Source organism: Planomicrobium sp. CPCC 101110 (genome assembly GCF_007859395.1).
GTDB lineage: Bacteria > Bacillota > Bacilli > Bacillales_A > Planococcaceae > Planococcus.
Genome location: NZ_VOHD01000003.1, coordinates 1,405,507 through 1,431,025 on the forward strand (window position 1 = coordinate 1,405,507; position 25,519 = coordinate 1,431,025).

The following is a 25,519-nucleotide window of genomic DNA, read 5'->3' on the forward strand; positions in this document are numbered from 1 at the left end:
TATGGGGGCCACAGGAGCAGTGGGCCAACAAATGAAAGATCAACTTGAAAAAAGAAACTTCCCGGTAAAAAATATCGTCTTTTTGGCATCCAGCCGTTCTGCTGGCCAAGAAATCGATTTTAAAGGCGAAACTTATACCGTACAAGAAGCAGTGCCGGAATCATTTGAAGGCATTGACATCGCTTTATTCAGCGCTGGAGGCAGCATTTCTGAGAAATTTGCTCCAGAAGCTGTAAAACGCGGAGCGGTTGTCATCGATAATACCAGCGCTTTTCGCATGGACAAAGAAGTGCCGCTAGTCGTGCCTGAAGTGAACAAAAAGGATATCCAAACGCACAAGGGCATTATCGCGAATCCTAACTGTTCGACAATCCAGATGGTTTGCGCCCTTCAGCCGCTAAAAGAGCAGTATGGACTATCAAAAATTGTCGTTTCGACTTACCAGGCAGTATCCGGTGCAGGCGTTAACGCTATCAACGAATTGAAAAGCCAAAGTGCCGACTTTGACAATGCCAAAAATGCAGAAGCGAATGTATTGCCGGTAAAATCGGCCGACCGCCATTATCCGATCGCTTTTAACGCAATTCCGCAAATCGATCAATTTACAGATAACGGTTATACATTTGAAGAAATGAAAATGATCAACGAAACGAAGAAAATTATGCACGATGACACACTGTCAGTAGCTGCCACATGCGTCCGCCTTCCGGTCGTGACCGGGCATTCGGAATCCGTGTATGTGGAGCTTGAAGAGGCTCCGACGGTGGAAGAAGTGAAGCAGTCGATCGCAAAAGCGCCCGGCGTGGAATTGATGGACGACCCTGCCAACCAGGTTTACCCGATGCCGCTTATGGCTGCAGGACAGGATGAAGTTTTTGTCGGCCGCATCCGCCGAGATCTGGACAATCCAAATGGCTTCCACCTATGGGTCGTATCCGATAACCTGGTAAAAGGGGCGGCGCTAAATTCAGTGCAAATAGCTGAAGCTTTAGTGGAAGAACAAATCTTATAATCGTACAAAAACAACTGGATACAGCTTGGTGGACAAACCGGGGCAAGCCCCGGTTTGTTTTTTCTTTGGACTGTTTCCTATGATTCCCGTATAATAATATCTATGGATATGTACGGGTAAATTTTAGGAGGAAATTAAGTGGCTAAAATAAAAAATGAATTGATTAAAGTAATACCGTTAGGCGGAGTCGGCGAAATCGGCAAAGCGATGTACGTCATCGAAATTGATGAAGATTTATTTGTAGTGGATAGCGGATTGATGTTTCCGGAAGATGAAATGTTCGGAGTGGATATCGTTATTCCGGATATGAGTTATTTGGAAGAAAACAAAGACCGGGTTAAAGGGATATTCTTAACACACGGACATGAAGATGCAATCGGATCGATTGCTTACCTATTGAAAAAAATCCAGGCGCCTGTATACGGTTCGAAATTGACGATTGCGTTAGCGAAAGAACACATTAAAGAACAAGGATCATTAAAGCATGTGAAGTTTTTTGAAGTTACCAACAAGAGCCGCATGAACTTTGACACTACCCATGTGACGTTCTTCCATACTACACACAGCATTCCGGATGCTCTAGGAATTGTCTTCCATACTTCGGAAGGGGCAATTGTGCATACAGGAGAATTCAAATTCGACCAGTCGGCAAAAGGCAGCTACAAACCGGATATCGCCAAAATGGCGAAATTGGGAGAAGACGGGGTGCTTATGCTCCTTTCGGATTCCACTGAAGCCGAACGTCCTGGCCATACAACATCGGAAACCGTTATCGCTGATCATTTGCTGACAGCGTTCCATGCTGCACCGGGAAGAATTCTCGTTTCCCTTTATTCTTCGAATTTTATCCGCATTCAGCAAGTGTTCGATCTTGCGAAAATGACCGGGAAAAAAGTGGCGGTTGCCGGCAGAAGTCTGGAAAGCAGCTATGAAGTGGGATTGCGTCTAGGCTATTTGACGGTTGGTGAAGATACTGTCATTTCGTTGAAAGACCTGGAGCAATACCGTGATGATGAAGTTGTCATCATTGTCACAGGCAATCAAGGCGAACCGCTAGAAGCGCTTGATAAGATGGTGCGCAAACAGCACAAAGACGTGAAGATCAAGGATACGGATACCGTATTGATCACATTTACGCCGTCGCCCGGCATGGAAGTTCCAATGTTCCAGACGATGAACAAACTGGCGAAAGCCGGCGCCAATGTATTGACATCAAGCAAGAAAGTCCACGTTTCCGGCCACGGCAGCCAAGAAGACTTGAAAATGATGTTGAATATGATGAAACCGAAATATTTCATTCCGATCCAAGGCGAATACAAAATGCTGATCGCCCACTCGAAATTGGCCCAGCAAGTCGGTCTGCAAAAATCGGATATCTTCATTGCCGATAAAGGCGATATTGTGGAATACAAAAACGGTAAAGTACGCATGAGCGGGCGTGTTACTGCTGGAAACGTACTGATCGACGGCATTGGGATCGGCGACGTCGGAAACATCGTTCTGCGCGACCGCAAACTTTTATCCCAAGATGGTATTTTCATTGTTGTGGTCACATTGAACCGCAAAGAAAAGAAAATCGCTTCCGGCCCTGAAATGATCTCGCGAGGATTTGTCTACGTGCGCGAATCAGAGCAGCTGATGGATGAATCGGCTCAATTGGTCCGTAAAATCGTAGAAAAGTATGTAGCGAAAGAAACGTTCGAATGGAATAACATCAAACAGGAAATTCGTGATGCATTGAATTCTTATCTGTTCCAACAAACAAAACGCCGTCCGATGATCATCCCGATTATCATGGAATATTAAGAAAGAAAAAAGTAAAAGGATTTCCAGGCCGAAGGATCGGCGGAAATCCTTTTTCGATTATCTGAGAAATGAGGGATTAGAGTGCCACGGACTCGTCCAAAGAAAAAACAACAAGCGAAAACAAAAGCGAAAAAGAAACAGCCGATGCCAATGATTGCATTTGAAATGATCGGCCTTGTATTGATCGGGCTATCCGCCTTCATGGCCTTTCAGCTTGGAATCGTCGGGAAGATGCTTTATAACACAGCTGAAATTTTTGTAGGGTATTTGGCTTTCATGGTGCCGCTCGTACTGCTATTTGCAGCTGTCCATATCATGATCAAGCGCAGCTGGCCCCGCCCTAAGATGAAAACGGCAACAGGCGGCTTTTTCCTGTTCACAGGGACTTTGCTGATATGCCATTTGATTTGGGCTGCAGGATCCATACTGCCGATCACGTCAGCCAACGTACTGGCTGAAACGATCAGGGCTACAAAAGTGACCGGTACCATTTGGGAAAGTTATTCAGCAAGCGGCGGCGGAATTTTAGGGGCCGTCTTGTATTCGATATTCCATGTATTGTTCGCAACTGCAGGCACGTGGATTATTGCGCTTATTTTATTGTCCATAGGGGCCATCATTTTAACAGGCAAAACAGCGGCGCCGTTCATTGCAGAAAAAGTGCCAAGCCTGAAACCGTTGATGATCTCTGCACTTGACCGGTTCCAAAAGAGAAAACCGAAACGGAAAAAAATATCAGCGGCACGCAGCAAACCGGTTCTTGACCAGCCCTTTGAAGTGGACGAACAGCTGGATGACTATGAAGAAGATCCGTTGATTGTGCCGGTGGAGCAGCATGATGAACCAATCATTTCAGCGTTCACTGAAAATGTGAAGCCGAAAAAAGCCGAAGTGATGGAAGAACCGGAAGGACCGGAAGAAGTGATAACCGGTGAAGCGCCGCCGCGCGAAGATGGGGACATCACGTTGATGACGGCTGCGGAAGAATTGGAAAACGAGGAATACCAATTGCCTCCGATCAATTTGCTGGCCTTGCCGCCGCATAGCGACCAAAGCGGGGAATATGCCGGCATCCAGAAGAACGCGAAAAAACTTGAGAAGACGTTCCAAAGTTTTGGTGTACGGGCGAAAGTGACGCAAGTCCATCTCGGCCCGGCTGTAACAAAATACGAAGTATTGCCGGATACGGGCGTGAAAGTCAGCAAAATTGTCAGCTTATCCGATGATCTGGCCCTTGCGTTGGCTGCGCGGGACATACGGATCGAAGCTCCCATTCCAGGGAAATCGGCAATCGGAATTGAAGTGCCAAACAGCGAAGTTGCCGTCGTTTCTTTGAGGGAAGTTCTGGAGTCGGAAGAAAATGACAAACCGGACAAAAAGCTGCTGTTCGGTTTGGGCAGGGATGTATCCGGCCAGGCCGTAATGACAGAATTGAACAAAATGCCGCATTTATTGGTTGCGGGCTCCACAGGAAGCGGGAAGAGTGTCTGCATCAACGGCATCATTACGAGCATCATCATGCGGGCAAAACCGCATGAAGTTAAAATGATGATGATCGATCCGAAAATGGTGGAGTTGAATGTCTATAACGGCATTCCGCATCTGCTTGCGCCTGTAGTCACCGATCCCCGGAAAGCGGCCCAGGCGCTGAAAAAAATCGTTTCGGAAATGGAGCGGCGCTATGAACTGTTTTCCCATACCGGAACACGCAACATCGAAGGGTATAACCATTATGTCCAAACGTTCAATGATGAAAATGAAGAAAAACATCCGAAGTTGCCATATATTGTAGTCATTGTCGATGAATTGGCGGATTTGATGATGGTTGCATCAAACGAAGTCGAAGATGCCATCACCCGTATAGCCCAAATGGCGCGGGCGGCAGGTATTCATTTGATCATCGCCACACAGCGCCCAAGCGTCAATGTAATCACGGGAGTGATCAAAGCGAACATTCCTTCGCGCATCGCTTTTGCGGTTTCCTCTTCTATCGATTCCCGCACCATTCTGGATATGGGCGGAGCGGAGAAACTGCTTGGACGCGGCGATATGTTGTTCCTTGGGGCGGGCCAATCAAAGCCGGTCCGTGTGCAGGGTGCGTTCCTGTCGGATTCTGAAGTGGAAAAGATTGTGGATTTTTGTATCGAGCAGCAAAAAGCGCAATACCAGGAAGACATGATACCGACCGAAGTTGATGAAACGAAAATGGAAGAAGAAACAGATGAAATTTACGATGAAGCTGTACAATTGGTATCCGAAATGCAGACAGCTTCAGTCTCGATGCTGCAGCGGCGATTCCGTGTCGGATATTCCCGTGCGGCAAGAATCATTGACCAGATGGAACAGCGCGGTGTGGTCGGGCCTTATGAAGGCAGCAAGCCAAGAACGGTATTAGTGCCTAAACAAGAGGACTATTAAACCGATAAGGCGAGTTATAGTAGCACATATAATGATTTTTTTGTGGCAGAATATCACATTGAATAATTAGTATGTTATATTAATTCGCAAATTTCGACAAAAGTCTATTTATTTCCACTAACTTTAGTGTTATAGTATTTTTGGTTAGTAGGAATGTTTTACATCAGATGTCTGATCTCTGTCATTGGTGGTGAATCTTATGACAATCAAATCGGATCATCGTGCTTTGTATCTCCAAGTGATCGATCGAATGAAGCAGGATATTGCTGCTGGCGTCTACAAAGAAAAAGAGAAACTGCCGTCAGAATTCGAATTGGCCAAAACACTCGGAGTCAGCCGCGCTACGCTTAGAGAAGCGCTGAGGCTGCTGGAAGAAGACAATATCATTATTCGGCGCCATGGAGTAGGCACTTTTGTCAATCCGAAGCCTGTTTTTTCATCAGGCATCGAGCAATTGACCAGTGTGTCCGACATGATCCGCCAAGCGGGAATGGAACCGGGAGCCATTTATCTGAGCACCACGGAGTCCATTTCTTCGGAAGATGATATAAAACGCTTTCAATGCAGTGGCGATGATACAGTTATTAAAATCGAACGGGTCCGTACGGCAAATGGGGAACCTGTCGTCTATTGCATCGACACAGTTCCGTCGGGCTACTTGCCCGATGATTTTTTAGGGCGGACAGAAAGTTCTATTTTCTCTGCGTTAGAGGAATCCGGAGATACCCATATTGCCTATGCAGTAACGTTTATTGATGCCATCGGGTACCATGAAGATGCGTCCCCGATACTGGAATGTGATCCGGAAACCGCATTGCTGGTGTTGAAACAACTCCACTATGATGAAAAAGATCAAGTGGTGCTTTATTCAAAGAACTATTTCAAAGCTGATAAATTCAGTTTTCATGTAGTTCGTAAACGTGTGTAAAACAGAAAATTCCTGCTACTATGAAAAAATACCTTGGGGGTTATTACATTGACAAAACGTAAATTTGGTCTGGGCCTATCATTAATGCTTGCTGCAGGAACAATGCTTGCTGCATGCGGCAGCAGCGATGAAGGTTCTTCTACTGGTGGTTCTTCAGAAAGCGGCGGCGGAGAAGCAAGTGACTTTTCTGTAGCGATGGTTACTGATGTCGGCGGCGTAGATGATAAATCATTCAACCAGTCTGCTTGGGAAGGGCTTCAGCAGTTTGGGGAAGAAAACGGGCTTAAAAAAGGGAATGGCGGTTTTGACTACCTCCAATCTGCTTCAGATGCGGATTATAACACCAACTTGAACAACTTGATCCGCCGTGACTTTGATGTTGTTTTCGGCATCGGCTTCTTGATGGAAGGCGCTATAAAGGAAATTGCTGAACAGCAGCCGGAAGCTCAACTTGCAATCATTGATGCAGTGGTTGATGCTCCGAACGTAGCCAGCGTATTGTTCAAAGAGCAGGAAGCTGCTTACCTTGCAGGTGTAGCTGCAGCATTGATGACTGAAACGAATAAAGTTGGATTTGTCGGCGGTATGGAAATTCCGGTAATCGAACGTTTTGAAGCAGGTTTCCTTGAAGGTGTTAAAGCTGTAGACGATACGATTGAAGTCGATGTTCAATACACAGGTGCTTTTGATAAAGCGGAATTAGGCAAAACAACTGCGAACCGCATGTATTCTGGCGGAGCGGATATCGTGTTCCACGCTGCCGGCGCTACAGGCAACGGTGTTTTCACTGAAGCAAAAGAACGCAAAGAACAAGATCCAGATGCAAATATCTGGGTTATCGGTGTTGATGCTGACCAGTACGAAGAAGGCCAAGTGGGCGATGCGAACGTAACATTGACTTCAGCTTTGAAAGAAGTTGACCAAGCGGTAGTCGATATTGCCAACAAAGCGAAAGCCGGAGAATTCCCGGGCGGTGAAACAGTGGTTTATGGTTTAGCAGAAGACGGAGTCGGCCTTGCTGATCCACGCGGTGCTATTCCAGAAGACAAAATGGCTCAAATTGAAGAATACAAAGAAAAAATTGCAAGTGGAGAAATTAAAGTTCCAGAAACAGTAGAATAAGCCACATTTACTTGCGGTCATCATAAAGACCGGTTCAGCCGGTCTTTATGATTTTTTTTCGTCTAATTTCAGGGAAATTAATAGATGAAAGGCTTCTAGCAATGGAAGCCTTTCCTGTATTAATTAATATAAAAAGGTACCAGTTTTCGAGGGAGTGAAAACAGTGGAATATGTAATCGAAATGCTCAATATCCGAAAAGAATTCGGAACGTTCGTTGCCAATGACAACATTACGTTGCAATTGAAAAAAGGCGAAATCCATGCCTTGTTAGGTGAAAATGGTGCAGGAAAGTCAACGTTGATGAACGTTCTTTTCGGCTTATATCAGCCAGAAGGCGGGGAGATCCGTGTACGCGGTGAGAAAGTGAACATCACAGATCCGAATGTCGCGAACGATTTAGGGATTGGAATGGTTCACCAGCATTTTATGCTGGTCGAAAATTTTTCGGTAACAGAAAACATTATCTTAGGAAGCGAACCGACCAAATACGGCATCACCAATAAAAAAGATGCAGCAAAAAAAGTGCAGGCACTTTCCGAGCAGTATGGCTTGAATGTGGATCCTAATGCCATCATCGAGGATATATCCGTCGGTATGCAGCAGCGTGTTGAAATTTTAAAAACATTATACCGAGGAGCTGACATTCTGATTTTCGATGAGCCGACAGCATCCCTGACGCCGCAAGAAATTGTCGAATTGATTCAGATCATGAAGCGGCTGATTGCAGAAGGCAAATCGATTATTTTGATCACCCACAAACTAAAAGAAATCATGGACGTTTCCGACCGCGTTACGGTCATCCGCAAAGGACAAGGCATCGGTACGGTGATCACATCCGAGACAAATCCGGATGAACTGGCAGCGCTTATGGTCGGCCGCCAAGTGGAATTCAAGACGAACAAAGGAAAAGCTTCCCCGAAAGAAAATATTTTAGATGTGAAAGGTTTGACGGTGGAAGATTACCGCGGCGTGGAAAAAGTGAAGAACTTGAGCTTGAACGTCCGCCAAGGCGAAATTGTCGGGATTGCAGGAATTGATGGCAACGGACAGACGGAATTGATCGAAGCGATTACCGGCCTCCGGAAAGTGAAGAGCGGGACCGTTTCAATCCATGGGAAAGACATTACAAACTTAAAACCACGCCGAGTTACAGAAGCTGGAGTGGGACATATTCCACAAGACCGGCACAAGCACGGATTGGTATTGGATTTCCCGATCGGGCACAACATTTCCTTGCAGACCTATTATAAAGGGCCGATTTCAAAATCAGGAATCATCGATTACGATAAAATCGAGAAAAAAGCGCTGGAAATTATTGAGGCTTATGATGTCCGGACACAAGGGCCACATACTCCGGCACGGGCATTATCAGGAGGGAACCAGCAAAAAGCGATCATCGGGCGCGAAGTCGACCGCAATCCGGAGCTATTGATCGCGGCACTTCCTACGCGCGGACTTGATGTAGGCGCGATCGAATTTATCCATAGCCGCTTGATTGAACAGCGCGACAACGGCAAAGCTGTTCTACTAATATCGTTCGAGCTGGATGAAGTTATGAATGTTTCCGATCGCATAGCAGTAATCCACGATGGGGAAATCGTGGACGTCGTTCTTCCGGAAGAAACGACCGAGCAGCAGCTTGGGTTGTTGATGGCGGGCCATCACATCCGCGAAAATAACAAAGCAGATGGTTTGACGAAGAGAGGTGGGGATCAGCATGTCGAATAGAGCAATAAATCTACTGGTCCCGATTGTTTCCGTTATATTAGGGCTAGTAGTCGGCGCGATTATCATGCTTATCAGCGGCTTTGATCCGCTAGCCGGATATTTGGCGCTTTGGAATGGGATTTTTGGTGACCTGTATACAATTGGAGAAACAATCCGGCAAATCACCCCTTATATATTAGCGGGCCTTGCAGTAGCATTCGCTTTCCGTTCGGGATTGTTTAATATCGGTGTTGAAGGGCAATTGATTGTTGGCTGGTTTGCAGCTGCATACGTAGGAATGGCAGTAGAATTGCCAAAAGTCATCCACTTGCCCCTGGCTATTCTGGCTGCGGCAGTGGCAGGCGGGCTTTGGGGATTTATACCGGGATTGCTTAAGGCAAAGTTTCATGTACATGAAGTTATCGTAACGATTATGATGAATTACATCGCATTGCATACAACGAATGCATTGATTAAAACTGTATCAGACGGCGGCGACAGCACAGAGCCGGTTTTCGCAAGCGCATCATTGCGTTCCGAGTTTTTCGAGAATCTGACTGATTTCTCCCGCCTTCATTATGGAATTTTTGTGGCGCTCGCAATGGTTTTGGTAATGTGGTTCATCTTGGATAAGACCACGCTCGGCTTTGAATTAAAAGCAGTAGGCTTTAACCAGAATGCTTCTCAATATGCAGGAATGAATGTCAACAAAAACATCATCCTGGCAATGGTCATCTCAGGCGCTTTCGCCGGCCTTGGCGGTGCGATGGAAGCCCTTGGAACATTCGAGTATGTTTCGTCCAAGGGCGGTTTCACCGGTATCGGCTTTGACGGCATCGCGGTCGCCTTGTTGGGCATGAATACACCGCTTGGCGTAATTTTCGGCGCCACTTTATTCGGTTCCCTGAAATATGGCGCACTGAACATGCCGAATGCCGCCGGGATACCAATAGAAATTGTGGAAATCGTCATCGCGGTCATTATTTTCTTCGTAGCTTCTGGCTACGTAATCCGCTGGCTTCTGCAGCGGGCAGCTATTAAGAAGGAGGCGAAGTAATATGAGTTTCTTGGAAGTTTTGTATTTCATCGTTCCTTCGGCGATATTTTACGCAGCTCCACTTATTTTTGTAGCAATAGGCGGGGTCTTCTCGGAAAGATCTGGAGTCGTCAATATCGGACTTGAAGGTCTTATGGTTATCGGGGCCTTTATCGGAATCTTGTTCAACTTGTTTTTCGCGGATATGTTCGGAGGGGCAACGCCTTGGCTTGCCTTGGTTGCTGCTATGGTCGCCGCGCTCTTGTTATCACTCCTGCACGCGGTCGCTTCTATATCTTTCCGTGCGGATCAAGTAGTATCAGGGGTAGCCATCAACTTGTTGGCCATCGCCTTAGCGTTGTATTTGGTCCAGAAAATTTTTGGCAAAGGCCAGACGGATTTCATCACAGAACGCTTTGGGCGTTATAATGTGCCATTCTTGCAGGATATCCCGCTTATTGGCCCTATGTTCTTCAAATCCGTTTATAATACGTCCATTTTAGCGATTGTCGTTGCCATCCTCGCTTGGTTCGTCATTTACAAAACGCCATTCGGCTTGCGTCTGCGTTCAGTCGGAGAACATCCGATGGCTGCTGATACGATGGGGATCAATGTGAGTAAAATGCGTTATGTTGCGGTTATGATCTCAGGAGCACTGGCCGGTATTGGCGGGGCAATCTATGCCCAGACGATTTCCGGCGACTTCGGCCATGCAACAATCAACGGCCAAGGATTCATGGCGCTTGCGGCAATGATTTTCGGCAAGTGGCATCCGCTTGGCGCGATGGGAGCAGCAATCTTTTTCGGATTTGCCCAATCATTAAGTATTGCGGGTCCATCCATCCCTTATGTCCAGGAAATTCCAAGTGTGTTTTTATTGATTCTTCCTTACGTGCTTACGATTTTAGCACTGGCCGGTTTTATTGGCCGCGCCAATGCACCAAAAGCGAGCGGGAAGCCCTATATTAAAGGTGAACGCTAATCTATCAAAAAAGCCGTCGTTGCGACGGCTTTTTTTTATGCCCGAAAAGAGAAGCTGGCAGCGTACGGAATCTGATCCGGCATCTGCAGATTGTCGACTCCAGCACTTGTCGGAACTGAACAGACGCTTCCGCTTTTCTTTATTTGCAATTAGCGGAAAAGGTTCGGTATAGTTAGAAGATGAACGATGAGAGGGGATTTTGCATGTTTCAGACGATAAATGTGGCTAAAGGCGTGAATGTGCACGTTAATCAAACTACACAATTCAAGACGATAAATTTTTCAATCCGGTTCAAGGATAAATTGACGAAAGAAAAAGCGTCTGCACGATCGGTTTTGGCGAACGTCCTTCAGCACAGCAATGAAGTATATCCTTCCCACACCGCTTTGCGGATGGTGCTGGATGACCTGTATGGAACTTCGTTGTATATGGATTCCACAAAAAGAGGAAACGAGCATATTGTCACTTTAAACGTTGAAACGGTCAATGACGAGTATTTATCGGAAAGCGGCGTTTTGGAAAAAGTGATGAACTTGATGTACATTGTCCTGTTCAAGCCGAATTTCGAAGCCGGTTTGTTCAAACAATCCATATTTGAAAGGGAAAAAAGCGCCATCAAAGAACGGATTGAATCGGTATTTGATGAAAAGACCCGCTATGCGCAACAGCGGATGCTGGAACATGCTTTGCCAGACCACCCGGCTTCAATCAGCCCGAACGGAACAATTGATGATGTGGAAAGTGTGACCAACGAACTGCTGGTGGCGGAATACCGCACCATGATTGAAGAAAATGAAATCGAAATTTATGCTGTCGGCGATATCCAGCCTGAAACGGTCGCTTCTTACATCCGTGAATTTTTCCATTTCGGCGACCGTGAGAAGCCGATTGCAGCGCCTCCGCTTGAGTTGAAAAAGCCGGAAGAGCCGCACGTGCGGGAATTTGAAGTTATGAAGCAAGGGAAACTTCATTTGGCATTCTATACGCCTGTCACCTTCAAAGATGAAAAATTCCCGATCATGCAATTGATGAATGGTGTTTTGGGAGGTTATGCCCATTCTAAATTGTTTGTAAATATCCGTGAAAAAGAAAGCATGGCTTATTATGTGTCCAGCTCCTATGCTTCTCAGTTCGGCTTGTTGTTTGTTCTTGCAGGAATTGATGCGAATCTGGAGGAAAAAGCGGTCAAGCTGATTCTCGAGCAATTGGAAGAAGTGAAAAAAGGCAATATAACCGACACAGAACTCGACCAGACAAAAGCATTGCTGACCAATCAGCTCAAAGAAGCGCTCGATTCGGCCCGCGGCCAAATCGAAATATATGATCAATACATGGAGTTGTCGGATTCTTTTGAACCGGAAGACCTCATCAAGAGATGGAAGAATGTCACAAAAGAAGATATTGCCGCAGTGGCCCAGGACATTTCATTGGAAATGACGTACTTCTTATCAGGCAAAGAGGAGGATTCAGATGAATAAAGTACAATTTGAACAACTAGACGAAACGCTTTATCATGAAAAACTTGATAACGGCCTTGAAGTATACATCTTGCCGAAAAAAGGTTTTTCGAAGACATATGCCACATTCACCACCAAATACGGGTCGATTGACAATAATTTTGTGCCGCTGGGAGAAACAGAACCGATCAAAGTTCCTGACGGCATCGCCCACTTTCTTGAACACAAAATGTTCGAAAAAGAAGAAGGGGATATTTTCCAGCAGTTCAGCAAACAAGGTGCTTCCGCAAATGCATTCACATCATTTACACGGACGGCTTATTTGTTCTCAGCAACCGGAATGATCCAGGAAAATGTTGAAACACTATTGGATTTTGTGCAGGAACCTTATTTCACCGAAAAGACGGTGGAAAAAGAAAAAGGGATCATTGCGCAAGAAATCACGATGTACGACGATCAGCCCGATTGGCGCTTGTATTTCGGCATCATTGAAAATCTTTATAAAAATCATCCAGTGAAAATCGATATCGCGGGGACAGTGGAATCCATACAAGATATTACGGCAGAACATCTTTACACGTGTTACCATACGTTCTACCACCCATCGAATATGATGCTGTTTATTGTCGGGGCTGTTGAGCCGGAAAGCATGATGGCTTTTGTGCGGGAGAACCAAGCGGAAAAAACGTTTGAAGAACCGGCAGACATCCAGCGCATTTTCCCGGAAGAACCGGTGGAAGCTGCCCTTAAGGAACGTACGCTTGAAATGAGTGTCCAAAAGCCGAAAGTATTTGTGGGCATCAAACCGGAAACGGTGAATCTGTCCGGCCCTCAAATGTTGAAGCATGAACTGGCTGCCCAACTGGCATTCGAATTGCTGTTTGGCCGCACATCCGATTTTTATCATCATGCATATGAGAGCGGCCTGATTGATGAATCGTATTCGTTCGACTATTCATTGGAGAACGGATTTGGCTACGCTCTTATCGGCTCTGACACCCAAAAGCCGAAAGAACTGGCTGAAGAAATCCAGAACACTGTTCAGCGTGCGCAAGAACTATGGCCATTCGGACAAGCGGATTTGGATCGGGTACGCCGGAAAAAAATCGGCTTTTTCCTGAGAGCGCTAAACTCGCCTGAGTATATCGCCAATCAGTTTACGCGCTATGCCTTCAATGATATGAACCTGTTCGATGTTGTCCCGACCCTTGAAGCGCTAAGCGTTGAAGATTTGCAAGATGCTTTTTATGCAATATGCGGTGAAAGCCAGCGTTCCGTTTTTACTATTGTCCCGCCGAAAAAGGACAGCGAATGAAAAAGTTTGCCGTTGTCCTCGGAGCGTCCGGGGAAATCGGGGAAAAGATTGCCCGCCAACTTGCAGATTCCAAGTGGTCCGTCTATTTGCACTGGAATTCCAGGCCGCTTGATGACCTTGCTGCGGAATTGAAAGCCGGCTATCCGGATCAGGAGTTTGTTCCGGTAAGAGCGGATTTTGCCGAAAACGGAGCAGCTGAAAGGTTGGCTGGGCAAGTTTTTGATGCAGCGTGCATCGTCGTAGCGAGCGGGCATGCATTGTATAAAATGCTGATTGATACAACAGATCCTGATATAGAAGAACTTTGGCAAGTGCATGTTAAAAATCCAGTGAGTGCCATCCGGCTCATTTCCCCCTTTTTCCACAGGCATTCCAAGTCTTATGTGGTTTTCATTTCTTCTATCTGGGGAGAAATCGGCGCTTCGATGGAAACGGCGTATTCCGCGGTAAAAGGGGCGCAGTTGGCATTCGTCAAAGCGTATGCTAAAGAAATGGCGGCATCCGGCACCCGGGTCAATGCTGTATCTCCCGGTTTTATTGCGACGAAAATGAACAGCTCATGGTCGGAAGAAGAGCTGAAAGCAATTGAGGATGAGATTCCGCTCGGGCTTGGAACCCCACAGGATGTCGCGGATGCGGTGGATTTCCTAGTGAATGGAAAAGCCGATTACATGACTGGCCAGACATTGCGCGTCAATGGCGGGTGGCATATGTGAATGGCAGTGCATTGCTCCTATAGTCCCCCTTTTCTTGAAGCGGCAAATCCGCTATTATAAGAGAGGGGAACTAGAGGGACAATACTCCGAAGAGAAAGGGCGGAAGAACAATGATAGAGTGGTATTTTGAATACGAGATCCAAGTGAATCGCCCTGGTTTGTTAGGAGATATTGCTTCGCTCCTCGGTATGCTGCGGGTTAATATTGTCACTATCAATGGTGTGGACCAGGGCAGGCGCGGAATGCTCTTGCGTACGGAGAATTACGTCCAGCTGGAGCGTTTTGAACAGATTGTTTCCACAATTGAGACTATTGTCGTAACCAAGTTCCGTGAACCGAAGCTGCGAGATATTCTGGCAGTTCGCCATGGGCGGTATATCCAACGGGATGTTGATGACCGCAAGACGTTTCGTTTTGTGCGGGATGAACTTGGGCTTTTAGTGGATTTCATGGCTGAAATTTTCAAGCAGGAAGGCCATAAACTGGTTGGATTGCGGGGTATGCCGCGTGTCGGTAAAACTGAGTCGATTGTCGCTGCAAGCGTTAGCGCGAACAAAAAATGGATCTTCCTTTCTTCTACGATGATCAAGCAAACTGTGCGCAACCAGCTGATGGGCGATGAGCGCAGTGAAAACAATATTTTTATCCTGGACGGCATAGTGACGCGCAAAGCATCAGATGAACGCCATATGCAGCTTGTAAGGGAAATGATGCGGATGCCTACTATAAAAGTAGTTGAACATCCGGATATGTTTGTGCAGCAATCGGATTATAGCATTGAAGATTTCGATTACATTATCGAGCTGCGCCATCATCCTGACGAAAAAATTACATATGAAGTATTGGAGAAAAACGACTTTATGAACGAAGAAAACCAGACGAACATGTTTGGCGGATTTAACTTTTAAGTAGGCAGGTGGTTGTGTTGAGCGAATTGGGTACTCGTTTGAAAGAAGCGAGAATCGCAAAAGGATATAGTTTAGAAGATTTGCAAGGGGTAACAAAAATTCAAAAACGCTATTTGGCCGGAATAGAAGAAGGCGATCATAGCATGATGCCGGGACCTTTTTACGTGCGGGCATTCATCAAACAATACGCGGAAGCGGTCGGCTTGAATTCGGACGAATTGCTGGAGCATCATAAAGCCGAAGTTCCGGAAAAAGTGAAGGAAGACGTCCGGGCGCCGATTGCAGCACCGACGCCTTCACGCAGGCAGACGTTCGCGAAAAGTTCATCAAGTGGACTTGGCGAAGTGATGCCGAAAATTATTGTTGCACTATTTATTGTGGTTATCATCGGCGTAGTATGGTTTTTCTATCAGTTTCTTGCCACAAACAATCCAACGGAAGAAGTGGAAGAAGACGGCGGCGTTCAATACGAAGAGCCGGCAGATTCTGAAGAAGAGGAAGCTCCGGCTGCTGAGGAAGAGCCGGCTGAAGAAACGGCACCAGAAGAGCCGGCTGAAGAAGAACCGGCTGCGAGCTTAGAAGAACAAGGGACCGAAGGCGAAACGACGACGTATGTGTATACTGGCCCTGCGGAAAGAGAGCTTCAGATCGAAGCGTCTGGCGCTTCATGGGTATCGGCGACTGACCAAAACCAGCAGGAATTGATGGATCCGGCCCGTACGATGCAGGACGGTGACAGCGAAACCGTCGATCTTGAAGGGGTTACGCAAGTGCGCGTCCGTATTGGGGCAACCTCCAACGTGACATTGACGGTGAATGATGAACAGGTTGAGTATGCGCAAGACGCTATCACTCAAAATATTGTGATTCGTTTTGAAGACGAAGAATAGCCATCAACAGATGGCTATTTTTCTTGATAGGCAGAAAGGAGAAGCATATATGAATATACCGAATAAGATTACCATATCCCGCATATTGCTGATCCCGATTTTTATGGCAGTCATGCTGATCGATTTTAATTGGGGCACGATGACGCTTTTTGGAGCGACTATGCCGGTTACCCATTTTGTCGGAGGGATGATTTTTCTCTTTGCTTCTTTGACTGATTGGGTGGATGGCTATTATGCAAGAAAATACAACTTAGTGACAACATTCGGGAAATTTCTGGATCCACTGGCTGACAAACTGCTTGTCTCTGCGGCACTGATCATCCTAGTGGAACTTGGATTCGCTCCATCATGGGTTGTAATCCTGATCATAAGCCGTGAATTTGCTGTTACCGGCCTTCGCTTGGTGCTTGCTGGAGAAGGGGAGGTCGTGGCGGCAGGTGGACTTGGAAAAATCAAGACTACGGCGCAAATCATTGCCATCATTACATTGCTGCTTCACAACACGATTTTTACAGCAATCAACATTCCATTTGCGGAAATCATGCTCTATATCGCTTTGATTTTCACAGTGTGGTCGGGTTGGGACTATTTTTACGCAAACCGCCGTGCATTGCTGGCTTCGAAATAAGTCCAGGGCGGCGGAAAGCTTTACTTTGCAGTTGATACCCCCGGTGGACGGGTCAGGAGGAGTGGTTACTAGTGAACGCAGAAATTATTGCTGTTGGATCTGAACTATTATTAGGACAAATCACAAATTCGAATGCTCGTTTTTTATCGAGCCATCTGGCAGAAATCGGCATCAATGTCTATTATCACACCGTAGTCGGCGACAACGCCGAACGGTTGAAAGATGCAATCGAAATCGCGGAAAGTCGCGCGGACTTGATCATTTTCACTGGCGGCCTCGGGCCCACGAAAGATGATTTGACGAAAGAAACCATTGCCCGGCATTTGGGCACTACATTGGCAATGGACGAAGAGGCACTTGAGTCCATCGTCGCTTTTTTTGATCGTGCTGGCCGTTTCATGACGGAAAACAACAAAAAGCAGGCATTGGTTTTGGCAGGCAGCGAAGTGCTGGTCAACAACCATGGCATGGCGCCGGGCATGCTGTATAAAACTGACAGCCATCTTTATATGCTGCTTCCGGGACCGCCAAAAGAAATGGAGCCAATGTTCCAATTCGAGGCAAAGCCGAAACTTGCAAAAATATTGAACAAGGAAGACGTCATTTTATCGCATGTACTGCGCTTCTATGGCATCGGAGAAGCTGAACTGGAAGACCGACTTCAAGATATATTGGACAGCCAGACCAATCCAACCATCGCTCCTCTTGCTTCAGACGGCGAAGTGACGCTGCGGATTACAGCAAAAACAAATACGGAGCAGGAAGCCTGGACTTTGATTGACGGAGCCAAGGCTCAGATTTTAGAGCGGGTCGGCCAGTATTTGTATGGCTATGACGACGATTCCCTCGCTTCCAAAACCGTGGAACTGCTGAAGGAGCAATCCAAAACCATTTCAGCGGCTGAAAGTTTGACTGCGGGCTTGTTCCAATCGGAACTTGCTTCAGTGCCAGGGGCGAGTGCTGTTCTGGCTGGTGGCGTAATCGCTTATAATGAGGAAATGAAAATCGAGCATCTTGGTTTGCCGCAGGAGCTGTTGAAGGAATATGGAGTAGTGAGCGAGCAGACCGCTGTCGCCATGGCGGAAGGAGTACGCGAGAGATTCCAGACCGATATCAGTGTCAGCCTGACAGGAGCCGCAGGGCCTGATGCGCACGGGGACCAGCCGGCAGGAACAGTATGGATAGGCATAGCGACAGCAGAAGAAACAACGGCCTACCGGCTTCAACTGTCGGGTATGCGCAACACCAACCGTTTAAGAGCGGTCAAATTGGCCCTTTCATATGTGATACGGACGCTTACAGACGGCAACGCACGCAAAATTTAATTTTGCGTGCGTTTTTTCGCTCAAATCCTGATTTTGCTCTATAAATAAGGGGTAAATATAATATATGCAAATAAAAAACCGAATAAACGTTCGCGTTTTTCTTGTGTATTTCTCAATAACCTAGTATACTAGAGACAGGTAGAAAAAATGGTTTTAATTAGAGGAGGATTTCTTTTGAGCGATCGTAAAGCAGCGTTAGAAATGGCTTTAAAAGGTATAGAAAAACAATTCGGTAAAGGTTCTGTCATGAAATTAGGAGAACAAAGCGACCGCAATGTATCTTCAGTTTCAAGTGGTTCATTGGCACTTGATTCTGCACTAGGAATAGGCGGATATCCGCGCGGACGCATTATCGAAGTATACGGACCTGAAAGTTCAGGTAAAACAACAGTCTCCCTTCATGCAATTGCAGAAGTTCAGGCTGCTGGCGGAACTGCCGCTTTCATCGATGCGGAGCATGCACTAGATCCGCTATATGCTAAAAAACTTGGCGTCAATATTGATGAATTGTTGTTGTCTCAGCCGGATACAGGAGAGCAGGCACTTGAAATTGCAGAAGCTCTTGTACGAAGCGGTGCGATTGACATCGTTGTTATTGACTCGGTAGCTGCACTTGTGCCAAAGGCGGAGATTGAAGGGGAAATGGGCGACTCGCATATGGGCTTGCAAGCGCGTTTGATGTCCCAAGCTCTTCGTAAATTATCAGGTGTAGTCAACAAATCCAATACAATTTTCATCTTCATCAACCAGATCCGCGAAAAAATCGGCGTTATGTTCGGTAACCCTGAAACTACGCCAGGCGGACGCGCATTGAAATTCTACTCGTCCATCCGTTTGGAAGTGCGCCGTGCAGAAGCTTTGAAATCCGGAGCGGAGATCATCGGCAACAGAACAAAGATCAAAATCGTTAAGAACAAGGTTGCTCCGCCGTTCCGCACAGCTGAAGTGGATATCATGTATGGAAAAGGGATTTCCCGTGAAGGCGAAATCGTCGATATTGGTTCAGAGCTGGATATCATCCAAAAGAGCGGTTCTTGGTATTCATATAACGAAGAACGCATTGGCCAAGGCCGTGAGAACGCTAAGCAGTTCCTGCTTGCCAATCCGGAAATCCGCAATGACATCGCGAACAAAATCCGCGAGTCTTACGGCATGGCTGCAGCATCTTATACAATTGCTGCCCGTAAAGAAGAGGAACCGGAAGATTTCGGTTTATTGATTGACGACGAAGAATAAGAAAAGAGCCAGCAACATCTGTCTTCTTTAAAAAGCCGTTCAGCTTACACTGGACGGCTTTTCTCTATGTTCTTTTGAAGCCGCCGTTGGCTATACAAGATTCAAGGGGAGACGCCGCTCCGCCAATCCATCTTATGCCTGTCGAATCTACACGGCCGACTGGGCTTTTCGCTGTCTAGACTACGTCGGCCAGATTCTCGGGTCATAAGCCGTTTCGGCTATGCGGCAAAAATGCCGCTCCGCCAATCCGTCTTATGCCTGTCGAATCTACACGGCTGACTGCGCTTTTCAATGGCTAGACTCCAGCGCCTAGTTCCTCGAGCCGATTCGGTCTTGAAGCCATGGCAAAAGAGCGCCATGGCGTCCAAGCCCTCCAGCGCTTGTCGGAACTGGCCAGGCGCTTCCGCTTTTCCATAGCTCCATGGGTTGACATGGTATAAGTCCATCTATACAATTAAAATTGTATAATTTAATTTTTTTTAAACGATTTATAGGTAAAAAATCTTTTATTATTCATCATTTTGAAAAGGTAATACGAATAGCAAGAGGAGGTGTCCGAATGGGTTTTACTGAGATCATCTTCGCTTTGCTTGGCATCATTGTCGGTGTAGTTGTTGGATATTTTGCGTTGAAAAAATCAAATGATTCCAAAGTGGCAGGCGCCAAAAACTCCGCAGAGCAAATTCTTGAAGATGCGAAACGAGAAGCGGAAGCGCTGAAAAAAGAAGCCTTATTGGAAGCGAAAGACGAAAATCATAAATTGCGTACTGAAACAGAATCTGAAATTCGGGAACGCCGATCTGAACTTCAAAGACAAGAAAATCGGTTGTTGCAGAGAGAAGAAAATTTAGATCGCAAGGATGATGCTTTAAACAAAAGAGAAGCGAGTCTTGAACGCAAAGACGAAGCGCTCGCAGAAAAACAACAGCATATTGTACAGATGGAAAGCAGAGCTGAAGAGTTAGTCCGTCAGCAACAGGCCGAAATGGAACGCATTTCCGCTTTGACCCGCGAAGAAGCGAAAGGAATCATCTTGCAGGAAGTTGAAAATGAACTTTCAACGGATATTGCGGCGATGATCAAAGAAACCGAAGCGCGTGCAAAAGAGGAATCGGACAAGAAGGCCAAAAATATCCTTTCATTGGCAATGCAGCGTTTTGCAGCAGACCATGTAGCAGAAACTACAGTTTCTGTGGTCAACTTGCCGAATGATGAGATGAAAGGCCGCATCATCGGGCGCGAAGGCCGAAATATCCGGACGCTCGAAACGTTGACTGGCATCGATTTGATTATTGATGATACACCAGAAGCAGTCATTTTATCTGGATTTGATCCAATCCGCCGCGAGACAGCGCGTCTGGCACTGGAGAAATTAGTGTCTGATGGCCGCATCCATCCGGCGCGCATCGAAGAAATGGTAGAAAAATCAAGACGCGAAGTAGATGAACAAATCCGCGAAATTGGGGAACAGACCACTTTTGACGTAGGCGTCCATAATCTGCATCCGGACTTGATCAAGATTCTAGGCCGTCTGCGTTACCGCACTAGCTACGGACAGAATGTCCTGAAGCATTCTGTTGAAGTAGCCTTCCTCTCCGGCTTAATGGCAGCAGAACTTGGCGAAGATGTGACTTTGGCAAGGCGTGCTGGCCTTCTTCACGATATCGGGAAAGCCATCGACCATGAAATAGAAGGAAGCCACGTGGAAATCGGCGTGGAACTTGGCACGAAATATAAGGAGCATCCGGTTGTCATCAACAGTATCGCTTCCCACCACGGAGACACGGAGCCGACCTCAATCATTTCGGTGATTGTCGCAGCGGCTGACGCCTTATCGGCAGCGCGCCCAGGTGCCCGGAGCGAAACACTGGAAAATTACATCCGCCGCTTGGAGAAGCTTGAAGAGATTTCGGAATCATATGAAGGCGTTGAGAAGTCGTTCGCCATTCAAGCGGGACGCGAAATCCGCATCATGGTCCGTCCGGAACAAATTGACGACATGACAGCACATCGCCTTGCCCGTGACATCCGTAAACGGATTGAAGAAGAGCTGGATTATCCTGGGCATATCAAAGTTACAGTGATCCGGGAAACAAGAGCAGTTGAATACGCAAAATAATACGATAAAGGCTTCGATGAATGTCTATTCAAAGAAGCCTTTTTCTTATGGAAAAAGGTGACTATATGAAAATTTTATTTATCGGTGACATTGTCGGCTCGATCGGAAGAGATGCATTGGAATCTTATTTACCCCGTTTAAAACGAAAATATGCGCCTGATGTGGTAATCGCGAACGGCGAGAACGCAGCGGCCGGCCGCGGCATCACCAAAGCCATTTACCAGGATCTTTTGTTTATGGGCGTGGATATGGTGACAATGGGCAACCACACATGGGATCAAAAAGAAATTTTTGATTTTATCGATGAAGTGGACTATTTGATCCGCCCGGCAAACTTTTCGGACGAAGCTCCTGGGCGAGGAATGGCCACCGTGACCAAAAACGGCCAGACTCTATCTGTCATCAATCTGCATGGCCGTGTGTTCTTGCCGCCGCATGAAGATCCGTTCAAAACGGTGGATGCGCTGATGGAAGAAGCCAAAGCCATATCACCGCTCGTTTTCGTCGATTTCCATGCAGAAGCGACCAGTGAAAAAATCGCTATGGGATGGCATCTGGACGGCCGTGCCTCCGTCGTCGTCGGAACCCATACCCATGTGCAAACGGCCGATGCCCGCATTTTGCCAAAAGGCACTGCTTATATCTCGGATGTCGGCATGACTGGCCCTTACGATGAAATCCTGGGCATGACAAAAGAATCGGTTTTATACCGCTTTAAAACCAATATGCCGACACGTTTCGAAGTGCCGAAAAAAGGGCGGCCGGTCATCAGCGGTTTTTTTGCTGATGTGGACAACCAAACCGGAAAAGCAACATCTTTTGAACGCATCTATATCAATGAAGACTATCCGTTTGAAGGCTGAAAAATGCCTTCTTGTCGATTCTCCGACAATTAGTGCGCGCGCCTTGTAGAGCGGACGTTGTATTCAGTATAATAAGGTATTGATTGAAAGGGGTTTTTTCATGAATGAGGAACAGCGATTACAGTCAACTCAAGTGATAGCGACACCGGCCAAACCTGAAAAGGATTACAGCCAATACTTTCAAAGCGTATATACGCCGCCTTCATTGAAGGATGCAAAAAAACGCGGAAAAGAAGAAGTCGCTTATTTTGATAATTTTAAGATCGATCCAAGATTTGCGGAAATGGGTAAAGGCCGCAAATTTTATATCCGTACTTACGGCTGTCAAATGAACGAGCACGACACGGAGGTCATAGCCGGCATCTTGATGCAGCTCGGTTACGAAATTACTGATTCCGTGGACGATGCGAACGTCATTCTGTTGAATACATGCGCTATTCGTGAAAACGCCGAAAACAAAGTGTTCGGCGAACTTGGCCATTTGAAACCATTAAAACTTGAAAATCCGGATGTCCTGATCGGGGTTTGCGGATGCATGTCCCAAGAGGAGTCGGTAGTCAATAAAATCCTGAAAACATATGACCAAGTTGATATGATTTTCGGTACCCACAATATCCATAGGCTGCCGGAAATCTTAAACGAAGCGTACCTGTCGAAAGAAATGGTCATCGACGTCTGGTCAAAAGAAGGCGATGTCATTGAGAACTTGCCAAAAGTCCGCAAAGGGAAGATCAAAGCGTGGGTAAACATCATGTATGGCTGCGACAAGTTCTGTACATATTGCATCGTGCCGTATACGCGAGGCAAAGAACGTTCACGCCGCCCCGCTGATATCATCCAGGAAGTCCGGCATCTGGCCGCACAAGGCTATAAGGAGGTCACGCTGCTCGGACAGAACGTCAATGCCTACGGCAAAGACTTTACCGACATAACCTATGGCCTTGGCGATTTGATGGATGAACTGCGGACGATCGACATTCCGCGCATCCGGTTTACAACAAGCCATCCGCGCGATTTTGATGATCATTTGATCGAAGTGCTTGCAAAAGGCGGAAACCTTGTCGATCACATCCATTTGCCTGTACAATCAGGATCGACAAGCATGTTGAAAATTATGGCGCGAAAATATTCAAGAGAACATTACCTGGAGCTTGTGCGTAAAATCCGCGCAGCGATCCCGACCGTTTCCTTGACTACAGATATCATCGTCGGATTCCCGAATGAGACTGAGGAGCAATTTGAAGAAACCTTGTCGCTGTTCAAAGAAGTCGGCTATGAAATGGCGTTTACGTACATCTATTCGCCAAGAGAAGGAACCCCGGCAGCAAAAATGGAAGATAATGTGCCGATGGAAGTGAAAAAAGAACGCCTCCGGCGCTTGAACGCGGTCGTCAATGAATACGCGGCGGCAGCCATGAAAGCATATGATGGACAAATTGTCGAAGTGCTTGTCGAAGGGGAAAGCAAGAAGAACCCGGATGTTTTATCAGGCTACACAGCAAAAAACAAACTTGTCAACTTTGTCGGTCCAAAGTCCATAATTGGGAAATTGGTCAAAGTGAAAATAACTACAACAAAAACATGGTCTTTGAACGGTGAACTGTTAGAAGTCGTTTCAGGCCAAGAAGTGGGTGTCTAATCAAATGACATATTCAAAAGAAGAAATTATCGCAAAAGCCCGTGAAGTGGCGGACATGATCGCTGAAACGGAAGAAGTGGAGTTTTTCAAGCGCGCAGAGGCGCAAATCAACGAAAATCAGAAAATCCGTGAAAAAATTGCGAGCTTGAAGAGCTTGCAGAAACAAGCGGTCAATTTCCAGGCGTACGGAAAAGAACGCGCTTTGGAATTGATTGAAGGCAAAATCAAGAAAATTGAAGAGGAAATCGACGCTGTGCCGATCGTCCAGGAATTCAAGCAATCGCAAACAGATGTCAATTCCCTTCTTCAAATGGTCTCAACAGCCATCGCCAACCAAGTGACAAACAAAATTATCACGGATACGGGCGGAGACATTCTTCGCGGCGAAACCGGTTCTAAAGTGGAAGCCAGCAAACCGAAGAAATTGTCATAAGAAAAGCGAAGCGTGAGATTTGAAAGCTGAAAGAGCGAAGCCTCTTTCAGTTTTTTCTTTTCTCTTCCCATTTTTGATATAATGGAGAAATAAAGAAATACCGTGAAAGAGGTTTTGAAATGGCACCGACACCAATGATCCAACAATATCTGCAAGTAAAGGCCGATTACCAGGACGCGTTTTTGTTTTTCCGCCTCGGAGATTTTTATGAAATGTTTTATGACGACGCATTGAAAGCATCACAGCTTCTGGAAATCACATTGACAAGCCGCGGCGGCAATGGCGATGACCGCATCCCGATGTGCGGAGTCCCCCATCATGCCGCGCAGAATTATATCGACCAATTGATTCAGAAAGGGCATAAAGTGGCTATATGCGAACAAGTGGAAGATCCGAAACTGACAAAAGGGGTCGTCAAGCGTGAAGTGGTGAGGCTGGTCACACCCGGAACCCATACGGAAGGCAAAAGCATCGACTCAAAATCAAACCACTTTATTGCGGCGGCTGAAGAGATAAAAGGCGGCTTTTCATTGTCCTATGTCGATATCAGCACCGGGGAAGCGACTGCCACATACATAACAGGCGCCGGAAAAGCGCTCTTGCAGGAATTGCAGTCTCTCCATATCCGTGAACTTGTCGTCTCGGATCAGTTGTTTCTCCTGTTGAACGAAGAGGCGCAGGATGTGGTGCTGTCGATTGAACCGATGGAGTTTCCCTATGCAGCTGATGAAGCTTTGCTGGCGGAATGCCCGGAAGAGCTGAAAATGGGAAGCCGCCGCCTTTTGACGTATATTGCAAGAACACAGCAGCAATCGCTGCAGCACATACAGACGTTCTCTTACAATGAAAACGGCCAGCTGTTGACCATCGACTTTCACTCCAAACGGAACTTGGAACTTTTGCAGTCGATTCGCGGAGGCGAAACCAAAGGGACGCTTCTTTGGCTTCTGGATGAAACGGTAACGGCGATGGCAGCCG

At 46.6% G+C, this 25,519-nt stretch carries 21 protein-coding genes; all 21 read left to right on the forward strand.

Annotated features, from left to right (window positions below; genetic code table 11):
- The first annotated feature begins 1 nt into the window (after position 1).
- Positions 2-1,012: an aspartate-semialdehyde dehydrogenase gene (locus FQV30_RS06820; protein ID WP_370512372.1), complete on the forward strand. Its 1,011-nt coding sequence runs from the start codon at positions 2-4 to the stop codon at positions 1,010-1,012.
- Positions 1,013-1,150: 138 nt separating this feature from the next.
- Positions 1,151-2,818: a ribonuclease J gene (locus tag FQV30_RS06825; protein ID WP_146499343.1), complete on the forward strand. Its 1,668-nt coding sequence runs from the start codon at positions 1,151-1,153 to the stop codon at positions 2,816-2,818.
- Between the two features lie 144 nt (positions 2,819-2,962).
- Positions 2,963-5,236, forward strand: coding sequence for an FtsK/SpoIIIE family DNA translocase (locus tag FQV30_RS06830; protein ID WP_146499599.1), 2,274 nt, complete (start codon positions 2,963-2,965; stop codon positions 5,234-5,236).
- Positions 5,237-5,435: 199 nt separating this feature from the next.
- On the forward strand, positions 5,436-6,164 hold the full coding sequence (locus FQV30_RS06835) for a GntR family transcriptional regulator (RefSeq protein ID WP_146499344.1): 729 nt from the start codon (positions 5,436-5,438) through the stop codon (positions 6,162-6,164).
- Positions 6,165-6,212: 48 nt separating this feature from the next.
- Positions 6,213-7,286 (forward strand): BMP family lipoprotein, encoded by a 1,074-nt coding sequence (locus FQV30_RS06840; RefSeq protein ID WP_146499345.1) that lies wholly within the window; start codon positions 6,213-6,215, stop codon positions 7,284-7,286.
- Positions 7,287-7,449: 163 nt separating this feature from the next.
- The gene (locus FQV30_RS06845; protein WP_146499346.1) at positions 7,450-9,015 is read left to right on the forward strand and encodes an ABC transporter ATP-binding protein; all 1,566 of its coding nucleotides are present in this window, start codon (positions 7,450-7,452) and stop codon (positions 9,013-9,015) included.
- Positions 9,005-10,051: an ABC transporter permease gene (locus FQV30_RS06850; RefSeq protein WP_146499347.1), complete on the forward strand. Its 1,047-nt coding sequence runs from the start codon at positions 9,005-9,007 to the stop codon at positions 10,049-10,051. The genes FQV30_RS06845 and FQV30_RS06850 overlap by 11 nt, the downstream gene beginning before the upstream one ends.
- A gap of 1 nt (position 10,052) precedes the next feature.
- Positions 10,053-11,012 (forward strand): ABC transporter permease, encoded by a 960-nt coding sequence (locus FQV30_RS06855; protein WP_146499348.1) that lies wholly within the window; start codon positions 10,053-10,055, stop codon positions 11,010-11,012.
- 203 nt (positions 11,013-11,215) lie between these two features.
- Positions 11,216-12,490, forward strand: coding sequence for an EF-P 5-aminopentanol modification-associated protein YfmF (gene yfmF / locus FQV30_RS06860; RefSeq protein WP_146499349.1), 1,275 nt, complete (start codon positions 11,216-11,218; stop codon positions 12,488-12,490).
- The gene (yfmH, locus tag FQV30_RS06865) at positions 12,483-13,784 is read left to right on the forward strand and encodes an EF-P 5-aminopentanol modification-associated protein YfmH (protein WP_146499350.1); all 1,302 of its coding nucleotides are present in this window, start codon (positions 12,483-12,485) and stop codon (positions 13,782-13,784) included. The genes yfmF and yfmH overlap by 8 nt, the downstream gene beginning before the upstream one ends.
- Complete coding sequence (gene ymfI / locus FQV30_RS06870) at positions 13,781-14,500, forward strand: elongation factor P 5-aminopentanone reductase (RefSeq protein WP_146499351.1); 720 nt, start codon at positions 13,781-13,783, stop codon at positions 14,498-14,500. The genes yfmH and ymfI overlap by 4 nt, the downstream gene beginning before the upstream one ends.
- A gap of 110 nt (positions 14,501-14,610) precedes the next feature.
- Complete coding sequence (locus tag FQV30_RS06875; protein WP_146499352.1) at positions 14,611-15,408, forward strand: DUF3388 domain-containing protein; 798 nt, start codon at positions 14,611-14,613, stop codon at positions 15,406-15,408.
- A gap of 14 nt (positions 15,409-15,422) precedes the next feature.
- Positions 15,423-16,298 carry a helix-turn-helix domain-containing protein gene (locus FQV30_RS06880; RefSeq protein ID WP_370512362.1) on the forward strand — a complete coding sequence of 292 codons (876 nt, stop codon included), beginning with the start codon at positions 15,423-15,425 and terminating at the stop codon, positions 16,296-16,298.
- Between the two features lie 49 nt (positions 16,299-16,347).
- Complete coding sequence (pgsA, locus tag FQV30_RS06885; RefSeq protein ID WP_146499354.1) at positions 16,348-16,926, forward strand: CDP-diacylglycerol--glycerol-3-phosphate 3-phosphatidyltransferase; 579 nt, start codon at positions 16,348-16,350, stop codon at positions 16,924-16,926.
- Positions 16,927-16,997: 71 nt separating this feature from the next.
- Positions 16,998-18,251 (forward strand): competence/damage-inducible protein A, encoded by a 1,254-nt coding sequence (locus FQV30_RS06890; RefSeq protein ID WP_146499355.1) that lies wholly within the window; start codon positions 16,998-17,000, stop codon positions 18,249-18,251.
- Between the two features lie 174 nt (positions 18,252-18,425).
- Positions 18,426-19,487, forward strand: coding sequence for a recombinase RecA (gene recA, locus FQV30_RS06895; RefSeq protein WP_146499356.1), 1,062 nt, complete (start codon positions 18,426-18,428; stop codon positions 19,485-19,487).
- 559 nt (positions 19,488-20,046) lie between these two features.
- Complete coding sequence (gene rny / locus FQV30_RS06905; protein ID WP_146499358.1) at positions 20,047-21,606, forward strand: ribonuclease Y; 1,560 nt, start codon at positions 20,047-20,049, stop codon at positions 21,604-21,606.
- 65 nt (positions 21,607-21,671) lie between these two features.
- The gene (locus FQV30_RS06910; RefSeq protein WP_146499359.1) at positions 21,672-22,469 is read left to right on the forward strand and encodes a TIGR00282 family metallophosphoesterase; all 798 of its coding nucleotides are present in this window, start codon (positions 21,672-21,674) and stop codon (positions 22,467-22,469) included.
- A 100-nt stretch (positions 22,470-22,569) separates the two neighbouring features.
- Entirely contained in the window at positions 22,570-24,108 is a 1,539-nt protein-coding gene (gene miaB, locus FQV30_RS06915; RefSeq protein WP_146499360.1) for a tRNA (N6-isopentenyl adenosine(37)-C2)-methylthiotransferase MiaB, read from the forward strand.
- Positions 24,109-24,112: 4 nt separating this feature from the next.
- A complete protein-coding gene (locus FQV30_RS06920; protein ID WP_146499361.1) occupies positions 24,113-24,541 on the forward strand; it encodes a YlbF/YmcA family competence regulator in 429 nt (142 codons plus the stop codon).
- Positions 24,542-24,660: 119 nt separating this feature from the next.
- Positions 24,661-25,519: MutS N-terminal domain-containing protein (locus tag FQV30_RS18170; RefSeq protein WP_483312749.1), on the forward strand; the 859-nt coding region annotated here is incomplete at its 3' end.

Bases quoted from the DNA above. Each gene is read 5' to 3' on its own strand.
- ymfI (WP_146499351.1), top strand. From the start codon at position 13,781: ATGAAAAAGTTTGCCGTTGTCCTCGGAGCGTCCGGGGAAATCGGGGAA.
- FQV30_RS06875 (WP_146499352.1), top strand. From the start codon at position 14,611: ATGATAGAGTGGTATTTTGAATACGAGATCCAAGTGAATCGCCCTGGT.
- yfmH (WP_146499350.1), top strand. From the start codon at position 12,483: ATGAATAAAGTACAATTTGAACAACTAGACGAAACGCTTTATCATGAA.
- FQV30_RS06910 (WP_146499359.1), top strand. From the start codon at position 21,672: ATGAAAATTTTATTTATCGGTGACATTGTCGGCTCGATCGGAAGAGAT.
- yfmF (WP_146499349.1), top strand. From the start codon at position 11,216: ATGTTTCAGACGATAAATGTGGCTAAAGGCGTGAATGTGCACGTTAAT.
- FQV30_RS06835 (WP_146499344.1), top strand. From the start codon at position 5,436: ATGACAATCAAATCGGATCATCGTGCTTTGTATCTCCAAGTGATCGAT.
- rny (WP_146499358.1), top strand. From the start codon at position 20,047: ATGGGTTTTACTGAGATCATCTTCGCTTTGCTTGGCATCATTGTCGGT.
- pgsA (WP_146499354.1), top strand. From the start codon at position 16,348: ATGAATATACCGAATAAGATTACCATATCCCGCATATTGCTGATCCCG.
- FQV30_RS06920 (WP_146499361.1), top strand. From the start codon at position 24,113: ATGACATATTCAAAAGAAGAAATTATCGCAAAAGCCCGTGAAGTGGCG.
- miaB (WP_146499360.1), top strand. From the start codon at position 22,570: ATGAATGAGGAACAGCGATTACAGTCAACTCAAGTGATAGCGACACCG.
- FQV30_RS06855 (WP_146499348.1), top strand. From the start codon at position 10,053: ATGAGTTTCTTGGAAGTTTTGTATTTCATCGTTCCTTCGGCGATATTT.
- FQV30_RS06830 (WP_146499599.1), top strand. From the start codon at position 2,963: ATGCCAATGATTGCATTTGAAATGATCGGCCTTGTATTGATCGGGCTA.
- FQV30_RS06820 (WP_370512372.1), top strand. From the start codon at position 2: ATGGGGGCCACAGGAGCAGTGGGCCAACAAATGAAAGATCAACTTGAA.
- FQV30_RS06850 (WP_146499347.1), top strand. From the start codon at position 9,005: ATGTCGAATAGAGCAATAAATCTACTGGTCCCGATTGTTTCCGTTATA.